General features: G+C 59.8%; 19 protein-coding genes. 7 read left to right on the plus strand and 12 right to left on the minus strand.

Annotation, left to right across the window (positions count from 1 at the left end; translation table 11 throughout):
* Nucleotides 1–516 carry a GNAT family N-acetyltransferase gene (locus ATY80_RS17075; protein ID WP_088693564.1) on the plus strand — a complete coding sequence of 172 codons (516 nt, stop codon included), beginning with the start codon at nt 1–3 and terminating at the stop codon, nt 514–516.
* Between the two features lie 74 nt (nt 517–590).
* Here the strand turns inward: ATY80_RS17075 and ATY80_RS17080 are convergent, their stop codons facing one another.
* Nucleotides 591–1493: a DMT family transporter gene (locus ATY80_RS17080; protein WP_088693565.1), complete on the minus strand. Its 903-nt coding sequence runs from the start codon at nt 1491–1493 to the stop codon at nt 591–593.
* Nucleotides 1494–1639: 146 nt separating this feature from the next.
* On the opposite strand from ATY80_RS17080, the gene ATY80_RS17085 reads away from it, so the two are divergent.
* Nucleotides 1640–2113 (plus strand): Lrp/AsnC family transcriptional regulator, encoded by a 474-nt coding sequence (locus ATY80_RS17085; protein WP_088693566.1) that lies wholly within the window; start codon nt 1640–1642, stop codon nt 2111–2113.
* 30 nt (nt 2114–2143) lie between these two features.
* On the opposite strand, the gene mgtE is transcribed toward ATY80_RS17085, so the two are convergent.
* Together mgtE and ATY80_RS17095 are read right to left on the minus strand one after the other, a co-directional pair.
* Complete coding sequence (gene mgtE, locus ATY80_RS17090; RefSeq protein WP_088693567.1) at nt 2144–3520, minus strand: magnesium transporter; 1377 nt, start codon at nt 3518–3520, stop codon at nt 2144–2146.
* Nucleotides 3521–3786: 266 nt separating this feature from the next.
* Nucleotides 3787–5001 carry an MFS transporter gene (locus ATY80_RS17095; RefSeq protein WP_088693568.1) on the minus strand — a complete coding sequence of 405 codons (1215 nt, stop codon included), beginning with the start codon at nt 4999–5001 and terminating at the stop codon, nt 3787–3789.
* Nucleotides 5002–5314: 313 nt separating this feature from the next.
* Between ATY80_RS17095 and ATY80_RS17100 the strand changes: the two genes are divergently transcribed.
* Nucleotides 5315–6259 carry a diacylglycerol kinase family protein gene (locus ATY80_RS17100; RefSeq protein WP_088693569.1) on the plus strand — a complete coding sequence of 315 codons (945 nt, stop codon included), beginning with the start codon at nt 5315–5317 and terminating at the stop codon, nt 6257–6259.
* Here ATY80_RS17100 and ATY80_RS17105 read toward each other — a convergent pair.
* A complete protein-coding gene (locus tag ATY80_RS17105) occupies nt 6256–7608 on the minus strand; it encodes a glutamine synthetase family protein (RefSeq protein ID WP_088693596.1) in 1353 nt (450 codons plus the stop codon). The genes ATY80_RS17100 and ATY80_RS17105 overlap by 4 nt on opposite strands.
* 83 nt (nt 7609–7691) lie before the next feature.
* Between ATY80_RS17105 and ATY80_RS17110 the strand changes: the two genes are divergently transcribed.
* Nucleotides 7692–9059, plus strand: coding sequence for an aspartate aminotransferase family protein (locus ATY80_RS17110; protein WP_088693570.1), 1368 nt, complete (start codon nt 7692–7694; stop codon nt 9057–9059).
* A gap of 13 nt (nt 9060–9072) precedes the next feature.
* On the opposite strand, the gene ATY80_RS17115 is transcribed toward ATY80_RS17110, so the two are convergent.
* Nucleotides 9073–10569, minus strand: a complete 1497-nt coding sequence (locus ATY80_RS17115; RefSeq protein WP_088693571.1) for a glycosyltransferase family 39 protein — start codon at nt 10567–10569, stop codon at nt 9073–9075.
* Nucleotides 10562–11578 (minus strand): glycosyltransferase family 2 protein, encoded by a 1017-nt coding sequence (locus tag ATY80_RS17120; RefSeq protein WP_088693572.1) that lies wholly within the window; start codon nt 11576–11578, stop codon nt 10562–10564. Before ATY80_RS17120 ends, ATY80_RS17115 begins: the two co-directional genes overlap by 8 nt.
* 69 nt (nt 11579–11647) lie before the next feature.
* Between ATY80_RS17120 and ATY80_RS17125 the strand changes: the two genes are divergently transcribed.
* Nucleotides 11648–12610, plus strand: coding sequence for a lysylphosphatidylglycerol synthase domain-containing protein (locus ATY80_RS17125; RefSeq protein WP_088693573.1), 963 nt, complete (start codon nt 11648–11650; stop codon nt 12608–12610).
* On the opposite strand, the gene ATY80_RS17130 is transcribed toward ATY80_RS17125, so the two are convergent.
* The 4 genes from ATY80_RS17130 to ATY80_RS17145 are packed head-to-tail and all read right to left on the minus strand — an operon-like array spanning nt 12578 to nt 14920.
* Nucleotides 12578–13822, minus strand: coding sequence for an RNA polymerase sigma factor (locus ATY80_RS17130; protein WP_088693574.1), 1245 nt, complete (start codon nt 13820–13822; stop codon nt 12578–12580). The two genes, ATY80_RS17125 and ATY80_RS17130, sit on opposite strands and share 33 nt — an antisense overlap.
* Before the next feature lie 3 nt (nt 13823–13825).
* Nucleotides 13826–14185 carry a YciI family protein gene (locus ATY80_RS17135; protein ID WP_088693575.1) on the minus strand — a complete coding sequence of 120 codons (360 nt, stop codon included), beginning with the start codon at nt 14183–14185 and terminating at the stop codon, nt 13826–13828.
* A gap of 4 nt (nt 14186–14189) precedes the next feature.
* Nucleotides 14190–14549, minus strand: a complete 360-nt coding sequence (locus ATY80_RS17140) for a YciI family protein (protein WP_088693576.1) — start codon at nt 14547–14549, stop codon at nt 14190–14192.
* Nucleotides 14546–14920: a YciI family protein gene (locus ATY80_RS17145; protein WP_088693577.1), complete on the minus strand. Its 375-nt coding sequence runs from the start codon at nt 14918–14920 to the stop codon at nt 14546–14548. The genes ATY80_RS17140 and ATY80_RS17145 overlap by 4 nt, the downstream gene beginning before the upstream one ends.
* 237 nt (nt 14921–15157) lie before the next feature.
* Here ATY80_RS17145 and ATY80_RS30045 point away from each other — a divergent pair, with 237 nt between their 5' ends.
* Nucleotides 15158–15292 carry a hypothetical protein gene (locus ATY80_RS30045; protein WP_280950692.1) on the plus strand — a complete coding sequence of 45 codons (135 nt, stop codon included), beginning with the start codon at nt 15158–15160 and terminating at the stop codon, nt 15290–15292.
* 9 nt (nt 15293–15301) lie between these two features.
* Here the strand turns inward: ATY80_RS30045 and amn are convergent, their stop codons facing one another.
* Both amn and ATY80_RS29005 read right to left on the minus strand, forming a co-directional pair.
* Nucleotides 15302–16798 (minus strand): AMP nucleosidase, encoded by a 1497-nt coding sequence (amn, locus tag ATY80_RS17155; RefSeq protein ID WP_088693579.1) that lies wholly within the window; start codon nt 16796–16798, stop codon nt 15302–15304.
* A 99-nt stretch (nt 16799–16897) separates the two neighbouring features.
* The gene (locus ATY80_RS29005; RefSeq protein ID WP_189637183.1) at nt 16898–17074 is read right to left on the minus strand and encodes a hypothetical protein; all 177 of its coding nucleotides are present in this window, start codon (nt 17072–17074) and stop codon (nt 16898–16900) included.
* A gap of 154 nt (nt 17075–17228) precedes the next feature.
* Here ATY80_RS29005 and ATY80_RS17160 point away from each other — a divergent pair, with 154 nt between their 5' ends.
* Entirely contained in the window at nt 17229–17927 is a 699-nt protein-coding gene (locus tag ATY80_RS17160; protein WP_088693597.1) for a glutathione S-transferase N-terminal domain-containing protein, read from the plus strand.
* Nucleotides 17928–17980 lie beyond the last annotated feature (53 nt).

Below are 17980 nucleotides of genomic sequence, written 5' to 3' on the forward strand. Positions count from 1 at the left end.
ATGAGTAGTGCCTGCATCATACGGCAGGCGCGTCTCAATGAACTGCCGCGCCTGACTGAGATCGAAATCGACGCCTTCGCGACGCTTGCGGAGGCGCTCGGTGTTGCCAGGGAAGCGCACGCGCTATCGCAGGACGTATTGCGAGGATCGCTCGACGCGAGCCTGCTGCTCGTTGCCGCTGATGACGACGATCGTCCGGTTGGCTTTCTCGCGGCGGACGAGATCGAGGGCACGCTCTATGTGATCGAACTGGACGTCTGCCGGAATTGCCAGCGCAGAGGTGTAGGGCGGCATCTGATGTCGGCTGCGATCGACATGGCCCGGCGACGCCAACTATCGTCTCTGACGCTGACCACTGATCGCCACGTTCCATTCAACGCGCCTTTCTATGCTTCCCTCGGCTTTGTGCTACCGAGCGCCGAAGTCTTACCTCAGTTCCTACGGAAAAAACTGGATCACGAAGTCGCTGTCGGGATGGACGCGGAACGGCGCGTCGCGATGATTCGCACCCTTTGAGATTATAGCGACGCCTGACTGACAATAGAATGAACCGGCGGATTGGCGCCGGCTCAAACCGCGGGGGGGTACTGCTATCGGCGCGACGCAATACCGGTTGAGAGCGCTACGCCGAGTCCGGTGATAATGGCCGCGGCAATCTCTGCGATGCCGATTTCCTCACCCAGCAGCATGCCGCCGCCGATCGTTGCCAGGACCGGCGTGATCGCGGTGAAGGCCGCTGCCTGTGTGCCGCCAAGCGCGTGAACAGCGAGACCATAGGCGACGGTCGCGGCAAGACCGGAAAGAACGCCCTGGCTCAACACCTGCAGCCCGATTTCGCCTAATGGCGCGCTAGCGATCGACGTGCCGAAGACGATGGCCAGAGCGATATGTATCAGGAAGGACCAGACCGCGATGAGTGCGCTGGCCTGCACGGCAGTCAGGCCGGAGCGGTGGAAGGCATGTGTGTAGCTTGCCCAGAGAATTGCTCCCATCGGCAGCAGCACGAAGCCGCTCCACGGCAGGGTCGCGCCGGCAAGGCCGCGAACCAGCAGGATGGCGACGCCCGCGACGATTGCGGCCAGGCCGAACACGCGCATGACATCAGGCCGTTCCCGGAAGACAATGACGCCAATCAAAGCAGTTGCCAGCGGCATGGAGCCGCCGAGCAGAATGCCGGCCGCAGATGCCGGGGTGGAGTGAATGGCCGACGTGGTCAGCTGGAAGAATACGGCGCCCGCGCCAGCGACCATCGTAGCTAGCAGTCCAAGCGGCACACCCTTCGGCAGCAGTCCGGTCTTCAGCCAGACGGGTGCCAGAACGAGCGCCGGAATGCCGTAGCGAATCAGGCCGATGTCGATCGTCCCAAGCTGTGTCGCCACGCTGTGGCGGGTCGCCAGGATCCACGTCGCCCAGATCAGGACTGTGACAACGGCGCCCGCATATCCGACTGACGTCGAGGTGGGTTTTTCATTGGTGAAGGCAACGACGCTCATCGATCTCTCCTCTTGTGATCGTGCGGACTGCTATCCGGTTGAGAGAAGAGTAGGCGGAAACGGCGAGGCATGTCCTTGCTATTTGTGCCGCCAGAATACTAGTGTGAGCAACTATATGCCAAAAGACCAGGGAGATTTTTTCGATCATGCCAAATCTTGATAAATTCGATCTGGCGATATTGAAGTGCCTGCAGGAGGATGCGCGGGCAACGAACGTGGAGATTGCCGAAAAGGTCAACCTGTCGCCGTCGCCCTGCCTGCGTCGAATCCGCAACCTCGAAAAGACCGGTGTCATTCGCGGTTACCGCGCCGACATCGACCGCAAGGAAGTCGGTCTTGGCCTGACGGTTTTCGTCGAGCTCAAGGTCGCCCATCACAGCCGCGAGAATGCGCAGGCGCAGGAAGCGGCATTGCTCGCCATTCCCGAAGTGGTCTCGTGCTTCCTGATCTCAGGAACGGCGGACTTCCTGGCCGAGGTCGTGGTCGAGGACCTCACGGCCTATGAGCGGTTGCTGACAGACACGCTGCTGACCTTGCCGAATGTCAGTGACATCCGCTCGAACTTCGCCATTCGCAGCATGAAAACCCATGGAGCGTTGAAGCTGCCCGAGCCGAAATGAAGACGGGGCGGATCAGGCCCCGTTTCCTGCTTAGAGAAGCGTGCCGCTGAGGATCAGCAGCGCGACCGAGAAGTAGATTACCAGCCCGCTCACATCAACGAGCGTCGCGACGAACGGGGCGGAGGCGCTTGCCGGATCGAGCCGCAGCCTCTGCAGGATGAAGGGCAGCATGGAGCCCGCCAGCGAGCCAAAGGTGACGATGCCGATCAGGGCGGCAAAGATCGTAGCACCGACCAGAACCCAGTGCTCGCCGTAGTCATATAGCCCGATGTTCTGCCAGAGCACGATGCGGGCGAAGCCGACCAGTCCGAGAATCGTACCAAGCACGATGCCGGTCGGCAGTTCGCGCAGCAGTACGCGCCACCAATCGGAAAGCTTCAGCTCGCCAAGCGCCAGCGCCCGAATGATCAGCGACGTCGCCTGCGAACCGCTGTTACCGCCGGAGCTCATGATTAGCGGCACGAACAGTGTCAGCACGATCGCCCTCTCCAACTCGCCTTCGAAATGCTGCATCGCGCTTGCCGTCAGCATTTCACCGAGGAAGAGGGCGCAGAGCCAGCCCGCACGCTTGCGGATCATGCCGGCAAAGCCGATCTTCATATAAGGCTTGCCGAGTGCTTCCATACCGCCGAACTTCTGGGCGTCTTCCGTCTGGTCGGCGATCATCGTGTCGATCACGTCATCGACCGTGACGATGCCGAGCATGTGGCCGTCCTCGCTGGCGACGGGCAGGGCGAGCAGATTATGCTTGCGGATCAGCCGGGCGACATCTTCCTGCGTCATCAGCGGATCGGCACGCACAACCCCTTCCTTCTGCGCAACCGTCAGAACGGAATCACTGGGATCGCCTGTGATGAGACGGCGCAACGTGACGACGCTCGTCAGCTCGCGGCTGACGGCGTCAAGGACGTAGATGGCATAGACCGTCTCGCGCGAACGCTCGACCTTGCGCACATGCTCCAGCGTCTGTTCGACCGTCCAGGTGTCGGGCACGCTGACGAATTCCGTCGTCATGATGCTGCCGGCCGTGTGGGGCGGATAACCCATCAGATGCTGGACGGCGAGACAGGTCGTGCGATCCAGCCGTGAGAAGAGGTGGGCGCGGCCCCCCTCGTTCATCTCCTGAAAGAGGTCGGCAACGCGGTCGTTCGCTAAGGCATTAAGCAGCCGTGCGGCATGCTCGGTCGGCATGTCAGCAAGGATCGCGGCTGCGTGATGCAACTCGGGGCGTCCGAGAATGCGCACGGCCTTCTGTTGCGGCAGCGTAACCAGAATCGCTGCGGCTTCGGAAATTTCAAGTGCGTTCAGCTGCTCGACGCGCTCAGCCGTGGTGATCGGGCCGAGGTGGTCGCTGCTGAAGAAACGAGCAGCATGGCCCGCCCGCAGTGGGAAGCGATTGATGTTCATAGGCTCGCCTTTCCGTCGATCCGCCGTAGCGACCGACGGGCGAGCCCGACAGGAGTCAGGTCAGCACGAGGGCCGCGTACGGCAAAGGCAATCGACTGCTACTGTCGCTTGGCATCGTGATGATGGCTCCGTTGATATCCGCGGAAAACAGACGCGATCCGCGTAAGGTTGTAGGTGGTCTCAATTGGCAAAAAAGTCAAGCGCTTGAGGTGCTTGGTGCCAGAATGCCGCACCCTCGGCGCGGCATGCCGGATGTTTCAGCGGCATCAGCGGTTGTGGCGGTCGAGGCTTAGAGACGCTGCGAACACAAAGATGCCGATAAACGACAGGATCGCGCCGACATAGCCGGTGGCGGCGAAACCATAGCCCTCTGCGATGACCAGGCCACCGAGCCATGCGCCGAGCGCATTCGCGATGTTGAATGCGGAGTGGTGAGATGCCGCAGCGAGCGTCTGCGCATCCGCTGCGACATCCATCAGTCGGGTCTGGACAGCGGGACCAGCAGCAAAGCCGCAACCGATGCAGAACACGCAAAGCGCCAGCATGAAGGGATCGGTGGCCGTCATGGAGAACAGGCTCAGCACGACGATGTTGAATACAAGGCTGCCGCCGATCGTGCCCATCAGCGATTTGTCGGCAAGCCAGGAGCCGACGACATTGCCGACATTCATGCCGATGCCGAAGATGATGAGCATCACGGCGACCATGCTTTCCGGCAGCATCGCCACCTGCGTCGTCGTAGGCGCGATGTAGCTGAACATGGCAAACATCCCGCCGAAGCCAACAGATGCCGTAGCGAGGGTCAGCAGAACCTGCGGTCGCTTGAAGGCGCCGAGCTCTCGCTTGAAGCTTGCACCCTCGGCGACGCGGTCGCGCGGCACGTAGTACCAGATCAGCGCTACCGTCAGCAGGCCGATGATTCCAACGATCGTAAAGGCAAGCCGCCAGTTGAGAGACTGCCCGAACACAGTGGCGAGTGGCGTTCCCAGCAGTGTCGCGACCGTCAACCCGAGCATGACGCGACCGACGGCGCGAGCACGCTTGTGCGTGGGCACCATGGATGCGGCGACGATCGCGGCAACGCCGAAGTAGGCTCCGTGCGGCAGGCCTGTTACGAAACGCATCACCGTGAAGCTATCGAAGGTTGGGGCCATCGCGCTCAAGATGTTGCCGATCGCAAAGATGCCCATGACGAGCAGGAGCAATGAGCGTCGCGCCATTTTCGCAGCAAGAACCGCAATGACGGGGGCGCCCACAACGACACCAAGCGCATAGGCGCTGATCACATAGCCTGCCTGCGGCGTCGTCACGGAGAAGGTGTCGGCGACGTTAGGCAAAAGACCCATGATCGCGAATTCGCCGGTGCCAATGCCAAAGCCGCCGCAGGCGAGCGCCAGTTGCACGAGCGCGATGGCCATCGGCGATGGGGCTTCGACCACAGAGCTCGTGTCAATGGAATCGTTTACGGCGACCTGGCTCAAGACGCGCTCCTTGGCATTCGATAGGCGACATACGGGGCGGGGCGCGATGCAGCCGTGACCGGTAGGCCGGAGATGAAGGGAGATGGGGACAAAGCTCCACTATCCCATCTATCAATGATAGACTCCTGTAGGTCGAGTGCGTTTTCTGCAGTGCAGCGTCCCCTGATATGCATACGTCCCTTGCAAATTTGCTGGCTCTATCTCCTCTCCCGCGGGGCCGCGCGGTGCGCCTCAGCTTGAAATCGCCGCTGCAGGAACCATCTCTAGCAGCGCCGGCAGGCTTTGCCTGTCGCCAAGGACTAACGGGAACCTGATGAAACTAATTGGCTTTTTCAATCGAGACGGTGGGACGTTTAGGACCACCGATATGGAAGCCTATGAAAGACGGGCCGAAGCAATCTTCCGAGAGGCTGGTCACGATTTCGATGCAATCGTCTTCTCCGGCAAGGAGATCGTGCCCGCCATGGAGCGCGCGGCGCGCCGCGACGACATCGATGGCATCGTTGCCGGCGGTGGTGACGGGACGATATCGGCAGCTGCGTCGATCGCCTGGAAGAATGGTGTCGCGCTCGGCGTCGTGCCGGCGGGCACAATGAACCTTTTCGCCCGTTCCTTGCGTGTTCCCCTCGATATATGGCAGGCGCTTGAGACACTTGCATTTGGCGAAGTCGATCACGTCGATATAGCCAGCGCCAACGGTCGACCGTTCATTCATCAGTTCTCGGCCGGGCTCCATGCGCGCATGGTACGCTATCGAGATTCTTACACGTATCGCTCGCGGTTCGGAAAGATGAGGGCAAGCTTACGGGCCGCCTGCGGCGTCATACTAAATCCGCCCGAGTTCGAGGTCGATTTTGAAGCCGGGGGCGTTCGCGAGCGCCGCCGGGTTTCCGCAATCTCGGTCTCAAACAACCCTTTCGGCCAGAACGCTTTGCTTTATGCCGACAGCCTTACCAGCGGTGAACTGGGCTTCTATACCGCCAAGCCGCTGAAGCCGCTCGGCGTCGCCCGCTTGGCGATTGATCTGCTGAGAGGCAAGGTGAGGGAAAATGCCGACGTGATGATCATGCATCCGGCCGAAGTTCACCTCCATTTCCCCAAGCTTCGTGCCAAGGCAAACTGCGTGATGGACGGCGAATTACTGCCGCTTGCGCGTGACGTGGCGCTGAAGCTGCATCCTGGCGAGTTGAAGGTGCTGGTGAAACAGGGGCTCGCCGCGCAGGTGGAGCAATCCGAGCGCCGCGAATCTGCAAACTAGAGGCGCGGCAGGTAGGTGCGGTAGTCGAAGTCCGAGACGGTGCGCAGGTAGGTGATGGCCTCTTTGCGTTTCGTGTCGCCGTAGAGCTTCTGGTAGCGCTCACCGAATATGTCGGCGATGAACGGCGAGACGCGGAAGGCGTCGACCGCCGTCAGAAAATCGTGGGTTAGTTGCGTCGTGTGTCGAGGCATATGCGACGGCGTAGTTTCCTCGCCGGGATCGAGTTCGGAATCGATGCCGAGCAACATGCTGCCCAGAATCGCGGCTAGCAGCAGATAGGGGTTGGCATCGGCGCCAGCCACACGGTGTTCGATGCGAGCAGCCGGGCCATTCAGATCCGGGATGCGGACAGCTGTGCCACGGTGACCGTATCCCCAGGTCAGGTCGACGGGCGCAAACGATCCAGGCTGGAAACGGCGATAGGAGTTAGCGAACGGTGCGAAGACGAGTTGCGCATCCCGCATGGTTTGAAGCAGCCCGGCACAGAGGGATTTCAGCCTCCGCGGGTCGTCGCCTTTGGCATCGAGAATATTCCTCCCATCCTTGTCGATGACGCTGGCATGCACATGAAGTCCAGAGCCGGCATGGTCCGAGTAGGGCTTCGCCATGCAGGTGGATTTCAGTCCGTGCTTACGCGCCGCCTGCTCCACAATACGCTTCAGATAGATGCAGTCGTCGGCCGCGGCGAGAGCATCGGGCCGGTGCAGCAAGTTGATCTCGAACTGCCCGGGGCCGAACTCCGCCGTTGTCGCATCAGCCGGCAATCCCTGCGCCCTGGCATAGGCGCGCACGGTCTGCAGATAGTCGTCGAGCGCATCGACGGCGGTCATGTCGTAAAGCTGGAAGCCGTTCGGTTCGCCGCGATAGGTGAGATTGGCGGGTGGTGAAGGTCGGCCTGTCTCACGCCAATTCGGCTCGACGACATAGAATTCGAGTTCGGTAGCGACAACAGGCGTCAGGCCGCGTTCTTCATACCGCTTCAACACGGATGCAAGGATAGCGCGGGGGTCCATGAAGCTCGGCGTGCCGTCGAATTCATGCATTGTAGCAAGGACCTGCATCGAACCTTCGGGCGCCCATGGCATCGGCGCCAGGCTGCGCTTGTCCGGAATGCAACTGCCATCCGGATCGCCGACGGAAAGCGAGAGCCCGGTGATGTCGTCGTTGTCATCGCCCCAGACATCGAGGGATTGCGTCGAAGAGGGAAGGCGGACTTCCCCTGCCCAGATTTTCTTTTGGGCATCGAGCGGAATCTGCTTCCCGCGCAGATCACCGTTCATGCCGACGAGCAGGAGTTCGATGCGCGGGTTGCCGCCGGCTGCCGTGTCATGAATCTTGTCGTCTGCCATGATCTTGAAAATCCTTTCGGAGAAGGCCAAGGTCGTAACCTATTGGAAAGAGGCTTTCAATCTCCGAAGGTGATTTGCAAATCATGTCCGATACTTACACACGTTCCAACCTCGCTGCTATCGATGCGGCCCATCATCTGCATCCTTTCTCGGACATGGGGAAGCTGAATGCCGACGGTACTCGCATCATCCAACGCGGCGAGGGCGTCTACATCTGGGATAGCCACGGCAAGCGCTATCTGGATGGCTTCGCAGGGTTGTGGTGCGTCAATGTCGGTTATGGGCGGAAGGAGATTACCGACGCCGTTGCCCGCCAGATGAACGAACTGCCCTATTACAACACCTTCTTCGGCACGACGACGACACCGACGACGTTGCTCGGCGAAAAGGTCACCTCCCACGCTGGACCGCACTTCAATCATGTTTTCTTCACGGGCTCGGGTTCCGAGGCGAACGACACGTGGTTCCGGATGGCACGGGTCTATTGGAGCGCGGTCGGCAAGCCTTCGAAGAAGATCGTCATCGCCCGCAAGAATGGCTATCACGGCTCAACGGTTGCCGGCGCCAGTCTCGGCGGCATGAAATACATGCACGAGCAGGGCGACCTGCCGATACCGGGCATCGTGCATATCGGACAGCCTTACTGGTACGGTGAGGGCGGAGAATTGTCTCCGGCTGAGTTCGGCCTGGAAGTTGCACGGGAGTTGGAATCCAAGATCGATGAACTCGGCGAGGAGACTGTAGCGGCCTTTGTGGCTGAGCCGATCCAGGGTGCTGCGGGTGTCATCGTCCCGCCTGACACCTACTGGCCGGAGATCGCCCGGATCTGCAAGGCGCGCAACATCCTTTTGGTCTGCGATGAGGTGATCTGCGGTTTCGGACGCCTCGGGGAATGGTTCGGCCACCAGTACTACGGTGTCGAGCCTGATCTAGCGCCAATCGCCAAGGGACTTTCATCGGGCTACCTCCCGATTGGCGGCGTGCTCGTCGGCGACCGTATCGCTGACGTTTTGATCGGTGAGGTCGGGGATTTCAATCACGGCTTTACCTATTCCGGTCATCCGGTTTGTGCCACCGCGGCTCTGGAAAATCTCCGCATTATCGAGGACGAAAGGCTGGTCGAGCGCGTTCGTCAGGACATAGGCCCTTACTTTGGCAAGGTCTGGAGCGCGCTTGGCGATCACGATCTCATCGGCGAGGCAGTAAATGTCGGCCTCATGGGCGCGCTGCAACTGACTGCCGACAAGGCAAGCCGCGCCCGTTTCCAGAAGCCGGATGCCGCTGGCGCCCTCGTACGTAACCACGCGCTCGCAAACGGACTTGTTCTGCGCGCAACCGGGGACAGGATGCTGGCTTCACCGCCACTCGTCATCACGCATGACGAGGTGGATGAGATGGCGCGTATCACGAAGATCGCGCTTGATGCCGCATGGAAAGAACTGCGGAATTAGGCGGCGCGACGAGTTACCGCGGATAGATCCAGGCGTAACCGAAGAGACGCTGGTCTTCCGGTCGCGCGCGAATATACCCGACGCTCATGTGCTTCACCGCCACGTCCGAGTATTGGGGGCCAAGGTTTGTCTGCACCCATGCATCCAATTCCGGTTGCAAGGCCGCTTCCTCTTCGGAGGTGAGCCAGACGGCCAGGATTGGCTTCTCGGCCGTCCACTCGTAGTCGACCTCCAGATTGCCGAAAAACGTGCACAGCGTCGGGACGTCGGGCAGTTGCAGACGCAGGTTGCCGGATGCGAGCCAGCCATCGGTTAACACTAGCCCTGGGCGCTTACCTTCCTCGGCAAGAATCCTGCCGACGAATTCCTCGTAAGGCGCATTGTAGGCCTCAGGTCGGCCGAAAAGCGTCGGTACGTTCGCACGGACGAAAACCAGCGCCGGCACGACTATCATCACGGCGAGCGGCACGACAAGGAAGCGCTTCGCGATATCGTTCGCTCGAATTCCGCGCGCCTGCATCTTCAGGCAGAACGCGATCGGCATCAGGAACAGGAAGGGTAGCACCCATCGGTCGCGCATGGAGGTTATGCCGATGGCGAAAACCAGCAACAAAACTTGCAGACCAATCGCCAGGAATAGGGTGTCGAAAAAGTGAGCCCAGACAGTCGTCGGACGCAAATTCAGGAGAAACTTCTTACCGAAGATGATCGCATAAACCGCGACGAGAGGCGCCATGATCACGAGGATCTGCCCGAAGAATTCGGTTGGACCCTTGATGAGCTTCGCCAATGAACCGCTCGGCGCTTCCTGCCCCATAGTATGCAGTGTGCGGGTTGCTGCGAGGCTAAGATTATCGAGTAGCCAAAGGCCGTGTGGCAGAAAGATCAGAACCGCAATAGCCAGCGACAGCAGGAAGCGTCGGTCGAGCAGCCGCTTCAGGCCTTCCGGATGCAGGAGAACCGCAATAAGGGCTCCAGATACGACGAGCGTGAAGTTGTACTTCGTCAACATGCCGAGTCCGAGCGCGATACCGATCATCACATAGGAAAGCAGCGAAGGCGCCTTCAGCGTCTTGATGATGCTGTAAAGAAGCAGGTTGATCATCAGCATCTGGGCGACCGTATGGGTCAGGTCCCTTTGTGCTTGCCAGAAAATCTGCGGAATCGTGAACAGTGAAAGCGTCGCGATGGCGGCAAACAAGCGGTCGCCAAGAACCAGCTTTGCGAGCTTGTAGTAGCTTAGGAAAAGAAGAAACAGGACCAGGTTCTTGGCCGCGGCAATCGTTACGACCGACAATCCGAACACGGACACGACCACTGCCTGGACCCAATTGTAGAGTGGCGGCTGGGTGTCGTAGCCGGCCACAAGCCACTGTGAGAAGAAAGCTTGCTGGGATTCATCCACTCGCAGGCCGTTTGGGACCAGCAGACGGACGACGAAGCTGACAACGAAATATGCGGCCAGCAGAAGAACGACGGTGTCCGGCTTGCGGGTCAGCAGATTACGCATTCTCACTTCCGTCGAAGACCTGTCGGACGATGTAGTTCGGTGAGGCGTCGTCACGATAGTAGGTGCGAGCGATCATCTCGGCGAGAATGCCGGTCGTGATAAGTTGGACCGAGGAAAGCATGAAGACGACGCCGACCATCAGCATCGGGCGGGTGCCGATATCGTTGCCGAGGATGAATTTGTCGACGAACAGATACAGCATGATCAGCGCCGAGATTGCACCAAGGCCAAGGCCCAAAGAGCCGAAGAAGTGGCCTGGCCGTGCCTTGTAGCGCATGAAGAACATGACCGAGAGCAGGTCGAGGATAACGCGGAACGTGCGCGAGATGCCGTACTTGGACTGTCCGTGCTGACGGGCATGGTGGGTCACGACCATCTCGCCGATGCGCGAGCTCGGCACGACGCCAGCGACCCAAGCGGGGATGAAGCGATGCATTTCGCCCATCAGCTTCACCTGCTTGATGATCGAGGCACGGTAGATTTTCAGGCTGCAGCCGTAGTCGTGCAATTTCACGCCGGTAATGCGTCCGATCAGGTAGTTGGCGCACCAGGACGGGATCTTGCGCAGCAGCAGACCATCCTGACGGTTCTTGCGCCAGCCAACCAGAAGATCGAGCTGGCGGCGCTCGAGTTCGGCAACCATCGACGGAATGTCCTTCGGGTCGTTCTGAAGGTCGCCGTCCATGGTGGCGATCAACCGCCCTGTGGCGGCGTCGATGCCTGCCTGCATAGCGGCGGTCTGGCCGAAGTTGCGCTGCAATTCGACGATCCGCAGGACAAGCCCCTCGCGGCCGATATGCTTGCGGGCATTTGCTAGCGTCGCATCCGTGCTGCCATCGTCCACCAGGATAAGCTCCCAGCGGTCGGGATAATTTGCCATGGCCACGCAGATACGATCGATAAGGGGGCCGACGCTCTCTTCTTCGTTGAAGACAGGCACAACCAACGACAATTCGACCGGCCGCAACGCTTCCACGAGGCCTTGACGCGAGTCTACCGTTGTCTGCACGTTTGATTTCTCCTACAAGGCGCACGGCCGCAGGCGGCTTTCGCCGCGATAGTCAGGAAAGCCTACTATATGAAGTTTCCGGTTGTAGCCAGCCGACAATCCTGGTTTATCCGCAATCGGATGACGCTGCTCACGGTGACAGTCGTGGCGGCTTATGCGCTTTTCATCCAGTGGTTCTGGGGCTGGCCGGTCATTCTCGGTCAATGGGCAGAAGTGGGCGCAATCCCGGTTGTCAGCGCCCTGATTTTGCTCACCAGCACCTACTTCCTCAGGACCTGGCGCATCTACGATTATTTCCCGCGGGAGACGGCCGGTCGCTTCAAGGTGCTTTTCCGCGTTACGCAGATTCACAACCTTCTGAACATCATGCTCCCGTTTCGAACGGGCGAGACGAGCTTTCCGGTCTTGATGCGTACCGAGTTCGGTATCCCGCTGGCGCGTGGTACCTCCGCGCTCTTGGTCATGCGTTTGCTCGATCTGCACGCCTTGCTGGCTGCCGCCGGCATAGGCTTTGCAATCGCGTCACCGCACCAGATCATCGCATGGCTTGTTTGGACCATTTTTCTGGCGCTTCCAGTAGCTGCTTTCGCATTCAGGCAACCGTTGTTGCGGCTTTCGAGTCGGCTGCTGCCAATCAAGGCGCAGAAGCTCGTGGTCGAAATCGAGAGGGGACTTCCAGTGGATGCAGCGGCCTTCACCCGTGCCTGGGCGATGACCGTCATCAACTGGCTCGTCAAGGTGCTGGTCCTTGCTTGGGCTCTAAACCTCATGGGTGTTTTGCCGATGGCCGCAAGCTTCGGCGGGGCATTGGGCGGCGAACTCTCTTCAGTGCTCCCGGTGCACGCTCCGGGTGGCGTCGGAACTTATCCTGCCGGGATAACCGCCGGCGCCATCGCCCTCGGGGCGTCCAGTGAAAAGACCGCCCTCGCTGCCTTGGCGCAGGCAAGCATCAATGCGCATCTGCTGATCATCGTCTCGGCCCTGACAGGGACGGCAATATCACTGCCGCTCGGTCGCAGCCGAAAGCTCTGAGATTCGCTTCTTCAGGAATGCCCGCTCGGGCATCTGCTGACATAGCCTCAGGGCTGCCTCGTATGCAGCAACCGCATCCGCCTTCAGTCCCAGTTGCCTTAGAAAATCGGCACGAGCCGAATGCGCCAGGTGGTAGCCCTCCAGCTCACCTGCCTGCAGGATCGCGTCAACGAGTTGCAGACCTCTTTCGGCTCCCTCCACCATGGCCACTGCGACTGCCCTGTTGAGTTCGGCAATCGGCGACGGCTGAGCCGACAGCAAAAGATCGTAGTAGCTGACGATGCGCCGCCAGTCCGTCTTCTCAGGCGTTTCGGCCTGCGCGTGCTCTGCGGCGATGGCTGCCTGTAGCGTGTAGACGCCAACCTCGCCGTTCCGCATCGCTCCCTCGAGGCGTGCGAGACCCTCGCGAATCTTCTCTCGGTCCCAAAGCTTGCGATCCTGATCGGCCAGAAGAATGAGAGTTCCCGCCGAGCCTCGCCTGGCGGCGCGGCGCGAATCCTGGAGAAGGAGAAGAGCAAGCAATCCCGAAACGTCGGGATGCGGCAGGAGGCGCGCCAGCAACCGTGTCAGGCGGATGGCCTCTGAGGTCAGGTCGGCCCGGACGACTTCGTTGCCGGACGATGCGGAATACCCCTCGTTGAAAACCAGATAGATGACATGCAGCACCCGGTCGAGCCGCTCGGGCAATTCGTCGCGCTCGGGGACTTCGTAAGGAATTTTCGCCGTGCGAATCTTGTTCTTCGCCCGCACGATACGCTGTGCCACGGTGGGGGCGGGGACGAGAAACGCGTGTGCGATCTCTTCGGTCGTCAGTCCGCATATTTCCCTGAGAGCCATCGCCATTTGCGCCTCAGCCGGTATGACTGGATGGCAGCACGTGAAGATCAGGCGGAGCATGTCGTCTTCGATAAGGTCCATGTTGCCGATCTCCGTTTCGTCGAAAGATCCGTACAAACTCTCCTCGATATCTTTTACAGACATATCGAAACGGGACCGGCGCCTGATATGGTCGATCGCGCGAAACCGTCCGGCGGAAACAAGCCAGCCGAAGGGGTTTGCCGGAATCCCATCGCGAGGCCATGCGCGCGCAGCGGCCGCGAACGCGTCGTGCAAGGCCTCCTCGGCCCTGTCGAAGTCGCCAAGGAGACGGATGAGCGTCGCTAGCACGCGGCGAGACTGCGATCGGTAGATATCCTCGATCAGACGTTCCAAGGTCTACTCCGGCAATGTCAACAACCGCACGGGGCGGACTTCCACGGCACCAATTCGTGCGCAGGGAATTCCAGCGGCGATTGCGGTGGCCTCATCCATATCCGAGGCATCGATAACATAGACGCCAGCCAGATGCTCCTTCGTTTCGACGTAAGGACCGTCCGTCATGCTGATCTCGTTCGTACGCACCCGCAATACGACTGCCTTGTCGGGCGTTTCGAGCGCATCGGCATGGATCAGCGCACCGCGATCGCGCAGGTCTCCATCAAAGCTGAAATGGGCGCGAACGACGGCCTCGGTTTCGTCCGCCGTCTGGCGGCCGTCGATGTCAGCCGAATTGTAGATTAGGCAAACATAACGCATGACATCACCTTCCGTCTTTGATGGAATAGCCGGGGCGAATCTCGATCGAGGCATACTTCAGTATCGGGAGCGTCGAGGCGATCGCCTTGGCTTCCTCCATATCCGCGGCTTCGATCAGCACGAAGCCGCCGAGGTGTTCCTTGATTTCGGCAAAGGGGCCGTCGGTTGCCGTTGTGACGCCTTGCTTCAGACGCAGGGTTACGGCCGTTTCGGGCGCGTGTAGGGCAAGCGCGACCTGCATGACGCCGCGGTCTCGCCAATCGTCATCGCTTGCGATGCACTCTTGCGTCAGCGCATCCCACTCTTCCTGCGGTACGAGCTTGCTCTTCTCGGTATCGAACCAGATCTGGCAGAGATATTTCATGACGTCTCCCTCAATTTGTGGACCGGAATATCGTAGATCGGTCGAACCTCGATTGATCCCAGCTTTGCGAGTGGGATGCCGGCCGCAACGCGAATGGCGTCGTTCAGATCTTTCGCGTCGATCAGAATGAAGCCGCCGAGCTGCTCTTTCGTTTCCGCGTAAGGTCCGTCAGTCACAGACATCTCGTCGTTGCGGACGCGGACAGTTACGGCATTCTTCGGTGATTGCAGCGCGTGCGCGGTAAGCATATGCCCGCTGGCGACTAGGTCGTCGTCATAGGCAACGGACGCCCTGTCGAGGTTCCTCTTCTCCTCATCGGCCATGGTTTCAAGCGTCGCGGGCTCGAACCATACCTGGCAGAGATATTTCATCGTTCGTTCTCCCTGGCTGTCACAATCATTGGACGATCAGCCTAGGGCGATTTCGACAGGAAGCGAAAAAATCTTTTTGCGGAAGTTCAGGTCGAAACGCGCATGCCGGCTTCGACCAAGTGTCGTCAACAATGTGGAGTGACGACGATGGGTCTTTTCGAGATTGTGTTGGCGAACTGCATCCGAGCAGGTCGCCAACAGAGCAAAACACGTCATCGGACCGATACGGAATTGCCGATGACGAAGGCCGTGATCACCCGGTTTGCCGCGGCTGCAGCCTTTCTGGCGGTTGCTACCCTCGTGCTTGATACTGCCGGTGAGCGTTATGAGCGTCAACTCGCTACCAATGCGGTTGCCGCCACACGCCAGTAACGAAACGGCCTATTGAAAGGCCGTTTCGAAGAAGCTTCTGAGCTTGCGCGAATGCAGCGCTTCCGGCGGCATTGCGGCAAGCTTCTGGATCGCACGGATGCCGATCTGCAAATGCTGGTTGACCTGTGTCCGATAGAACGCGGTGGCCATACCCGGCAGCTTCAGTTCGCCGTGCAGCGGTTTGTCCGATACGCAGAGCAGGGTGCCGTAGGGCACGCGGAAGCGGAAGCCGTTCGCAGCAATCGTCGCGGATTCCATATCGAGCGCGATAGCGCGAGCCTGGGACAGACGCTTCACGGGGCCGCGCTGGTCGCGCAACTCCCAGTTCCGATTGTCGATCGTGCCGACGGTTCCGGTGCGCATGATGCGCTTCAGTTCAAAGCCCTCGTAACCCGTGATTTCTGCAACGGCGCCCTCGAGCGCGACCTGCACTTCCGCCAGCGCCGGGATCGGCACCCAGACGGGCAGATCGTCGTCCAGGACATGGTCTTCGCGCATATAGGCGTGTGCCAGCACGTAGTCGCCCAGGCGCTGGCTGTTGCGCAGGCCCGCGCAGTGGCCGAGCATCAGCCAAGCATGCGGGCGAAGCACTGCCACGTGGTCGGTGATCGTCTTGGCGTTGGATGGGCCGACGCCGATGTTGATCATGGTGATGCCGGCATGCCCCTTCTTTTTCAGATGGTAGGCAGGCATCTGTGGCAGGCGTGAAAGCGTAACGTCGGTCTCGGGCTGATTGGAACCCGCATGCGTGACGATGTTGCCCGGTTCGACGAAAGCCGTGTAGCCGTCGCCCCCCTCCGCCATCAGCTTCCGTGCCCACGCGCAGAACTCGTCGATGTAGAACTGGTAGTTCGTGAACAGCACGAAATTCTGGAAGTGCTGGGCGCTGGTCGCGGTGTAGTGCGAAAGGCGGGCAAGCGAATAGTCGATGCGCTGCGCCGTAAAGGCAGCAAGCGGCGAAGGTTCCCCCGGCGGCGGAATGTATTCGCCGTTGGCGATTTCGTCGTCGGTCGTGTTCAGGTCCGGCGTGTCGAACAAATCGCGCATCGGAATGTCCATGAAGGCCGCCGCGGATGCCTCGACATGCGCGCCCTCTCCGAAAGCAAAGTGCAGCGGAATTGGCGTTGTCGATTCAGAGACGATGACGGGCACGTTGTGATTTTTCATCAGCAGGCCAAGCTGCTGCTTCAGATAGTGCCGGAAGAGCTGTGGTCGCGTGATCGTCGTCGTGTAGATTCCGGGCGCGGTGACATGGCCATAGGACAGTCGGGTATCGATGTGGCCGTAACTGGTCGTCTCGATGCTGACCTGCGGATAGTAGGCGCGATAGCGCGATGTTATCGGCGCGCCTTTGGCGAGCTTGGCAAAGCTTTCGATCAGGAAGGTAGTGTTGCGCTCGTAGAGTTCAGTCAGCACGTCGACAGCGTTGACCGGGTCGTCGAACGTTTGCGGAATGAAAGGAGAGGGGGACGAAATGTCCAGGGGGGAAGAGATTCGTTTGCTCATGCGCCATTATAGGGTGTTGTTTTTAACAAGCAAACGACGCGGCGGAGGAGATTGCATGGATTTCTCTGCGGCGCCGCTCGGCGCCGCAGAGGGGCGGTATTAGCGGATTGTTCTGCAGAACGGGCTGCTTGTGTCGACGCAGGTATAGTTGGCTCCGAAGTGAGACTGCACACCGCCGCCCGCATTGCGGTTGACGACCGCCGAAAAGCTGACGGCGAAGACCGCCGCAAACAGCGTGATGATGGTGAAGCGTCTTGCCAAAATGAGCATATCCATGACTTTGCCCCGGTATCGCCTTAGCGTTGAGACAGTTTTGCCACGTTGTGGCTGAACCGGTGCTGAGATCACAATTCATCAGGCGTTCAGGAAATCGGGCGCTTGAAGCGTGGTCGAGGCTGCTTATGTCAGGAGTCCCGCAATGGAGACTTTCATGACCGCACCGATTGAACTTTATTATTGGCCGACGCCGAATGGCTGGAAAATCAGCATCATGCTCGAGGAGCTCGGCGTTCCCTACGAGGTCAAGTACGTCAATATCGGCCGAGGAGAGCAATTCGCCCCTGAATTCCTGAAGATCGCGCCAAACAACCGCATGCCGGCGATTATCGATCCCGATGGCCCGGGCGGAGAGCCGATCTCCGTTTTCGAATCGGGCGCTATCCTCCAATATCTCGGTCGCAAGTTCGGGAAATTCTATTCGGCAGACGAGCGTATACGCGTCCAGATCGAGGAGTGGCTTTTCTGGCAGGTGGGCGGATTGGGTCCGATGGCTGGGCAGGCGCATCACTTCCGCGGCTATGCGCCAGAGAAGATCGAGTACGGCATCAATCGCTATACCAACGAAGTGAACCGCCTATACGGGGTCATGAATAAACGGCTAGCCGAGCGCGAATATCTCGCCGGCGAGTATTCGATCGCCGACATGGCGAGCATCGGTTGGGTAATCCCCTACGAAAGGCAGGGGCAGGATCTCAACGAGTTTCCCAATCTCAAGCGCTGGTTCGACGCAGTGACGGCGCGTCCAGCAGTCATCCGCGGTACGGCGATCGGCAAGGAGGAGCGCGAGCGCAGCAATCTCGCCGATGACAAGGAAGCGCAAAAGATCCTTTTCAATCAGCGCGCTCGCTGACAACGGATAAGACAAAGCGCCCGGCTAGTCCGGGCGCTGCTTCTTGATGTTTG

The organism is Rhizobium sp. R711 (assembly GCF_002211365.1).
Lineage (GTDB): Bacteria > Pseudomonadota > Alphaproteobacteria > Rhizobiales > Rhizobiaceae > Rhizobium.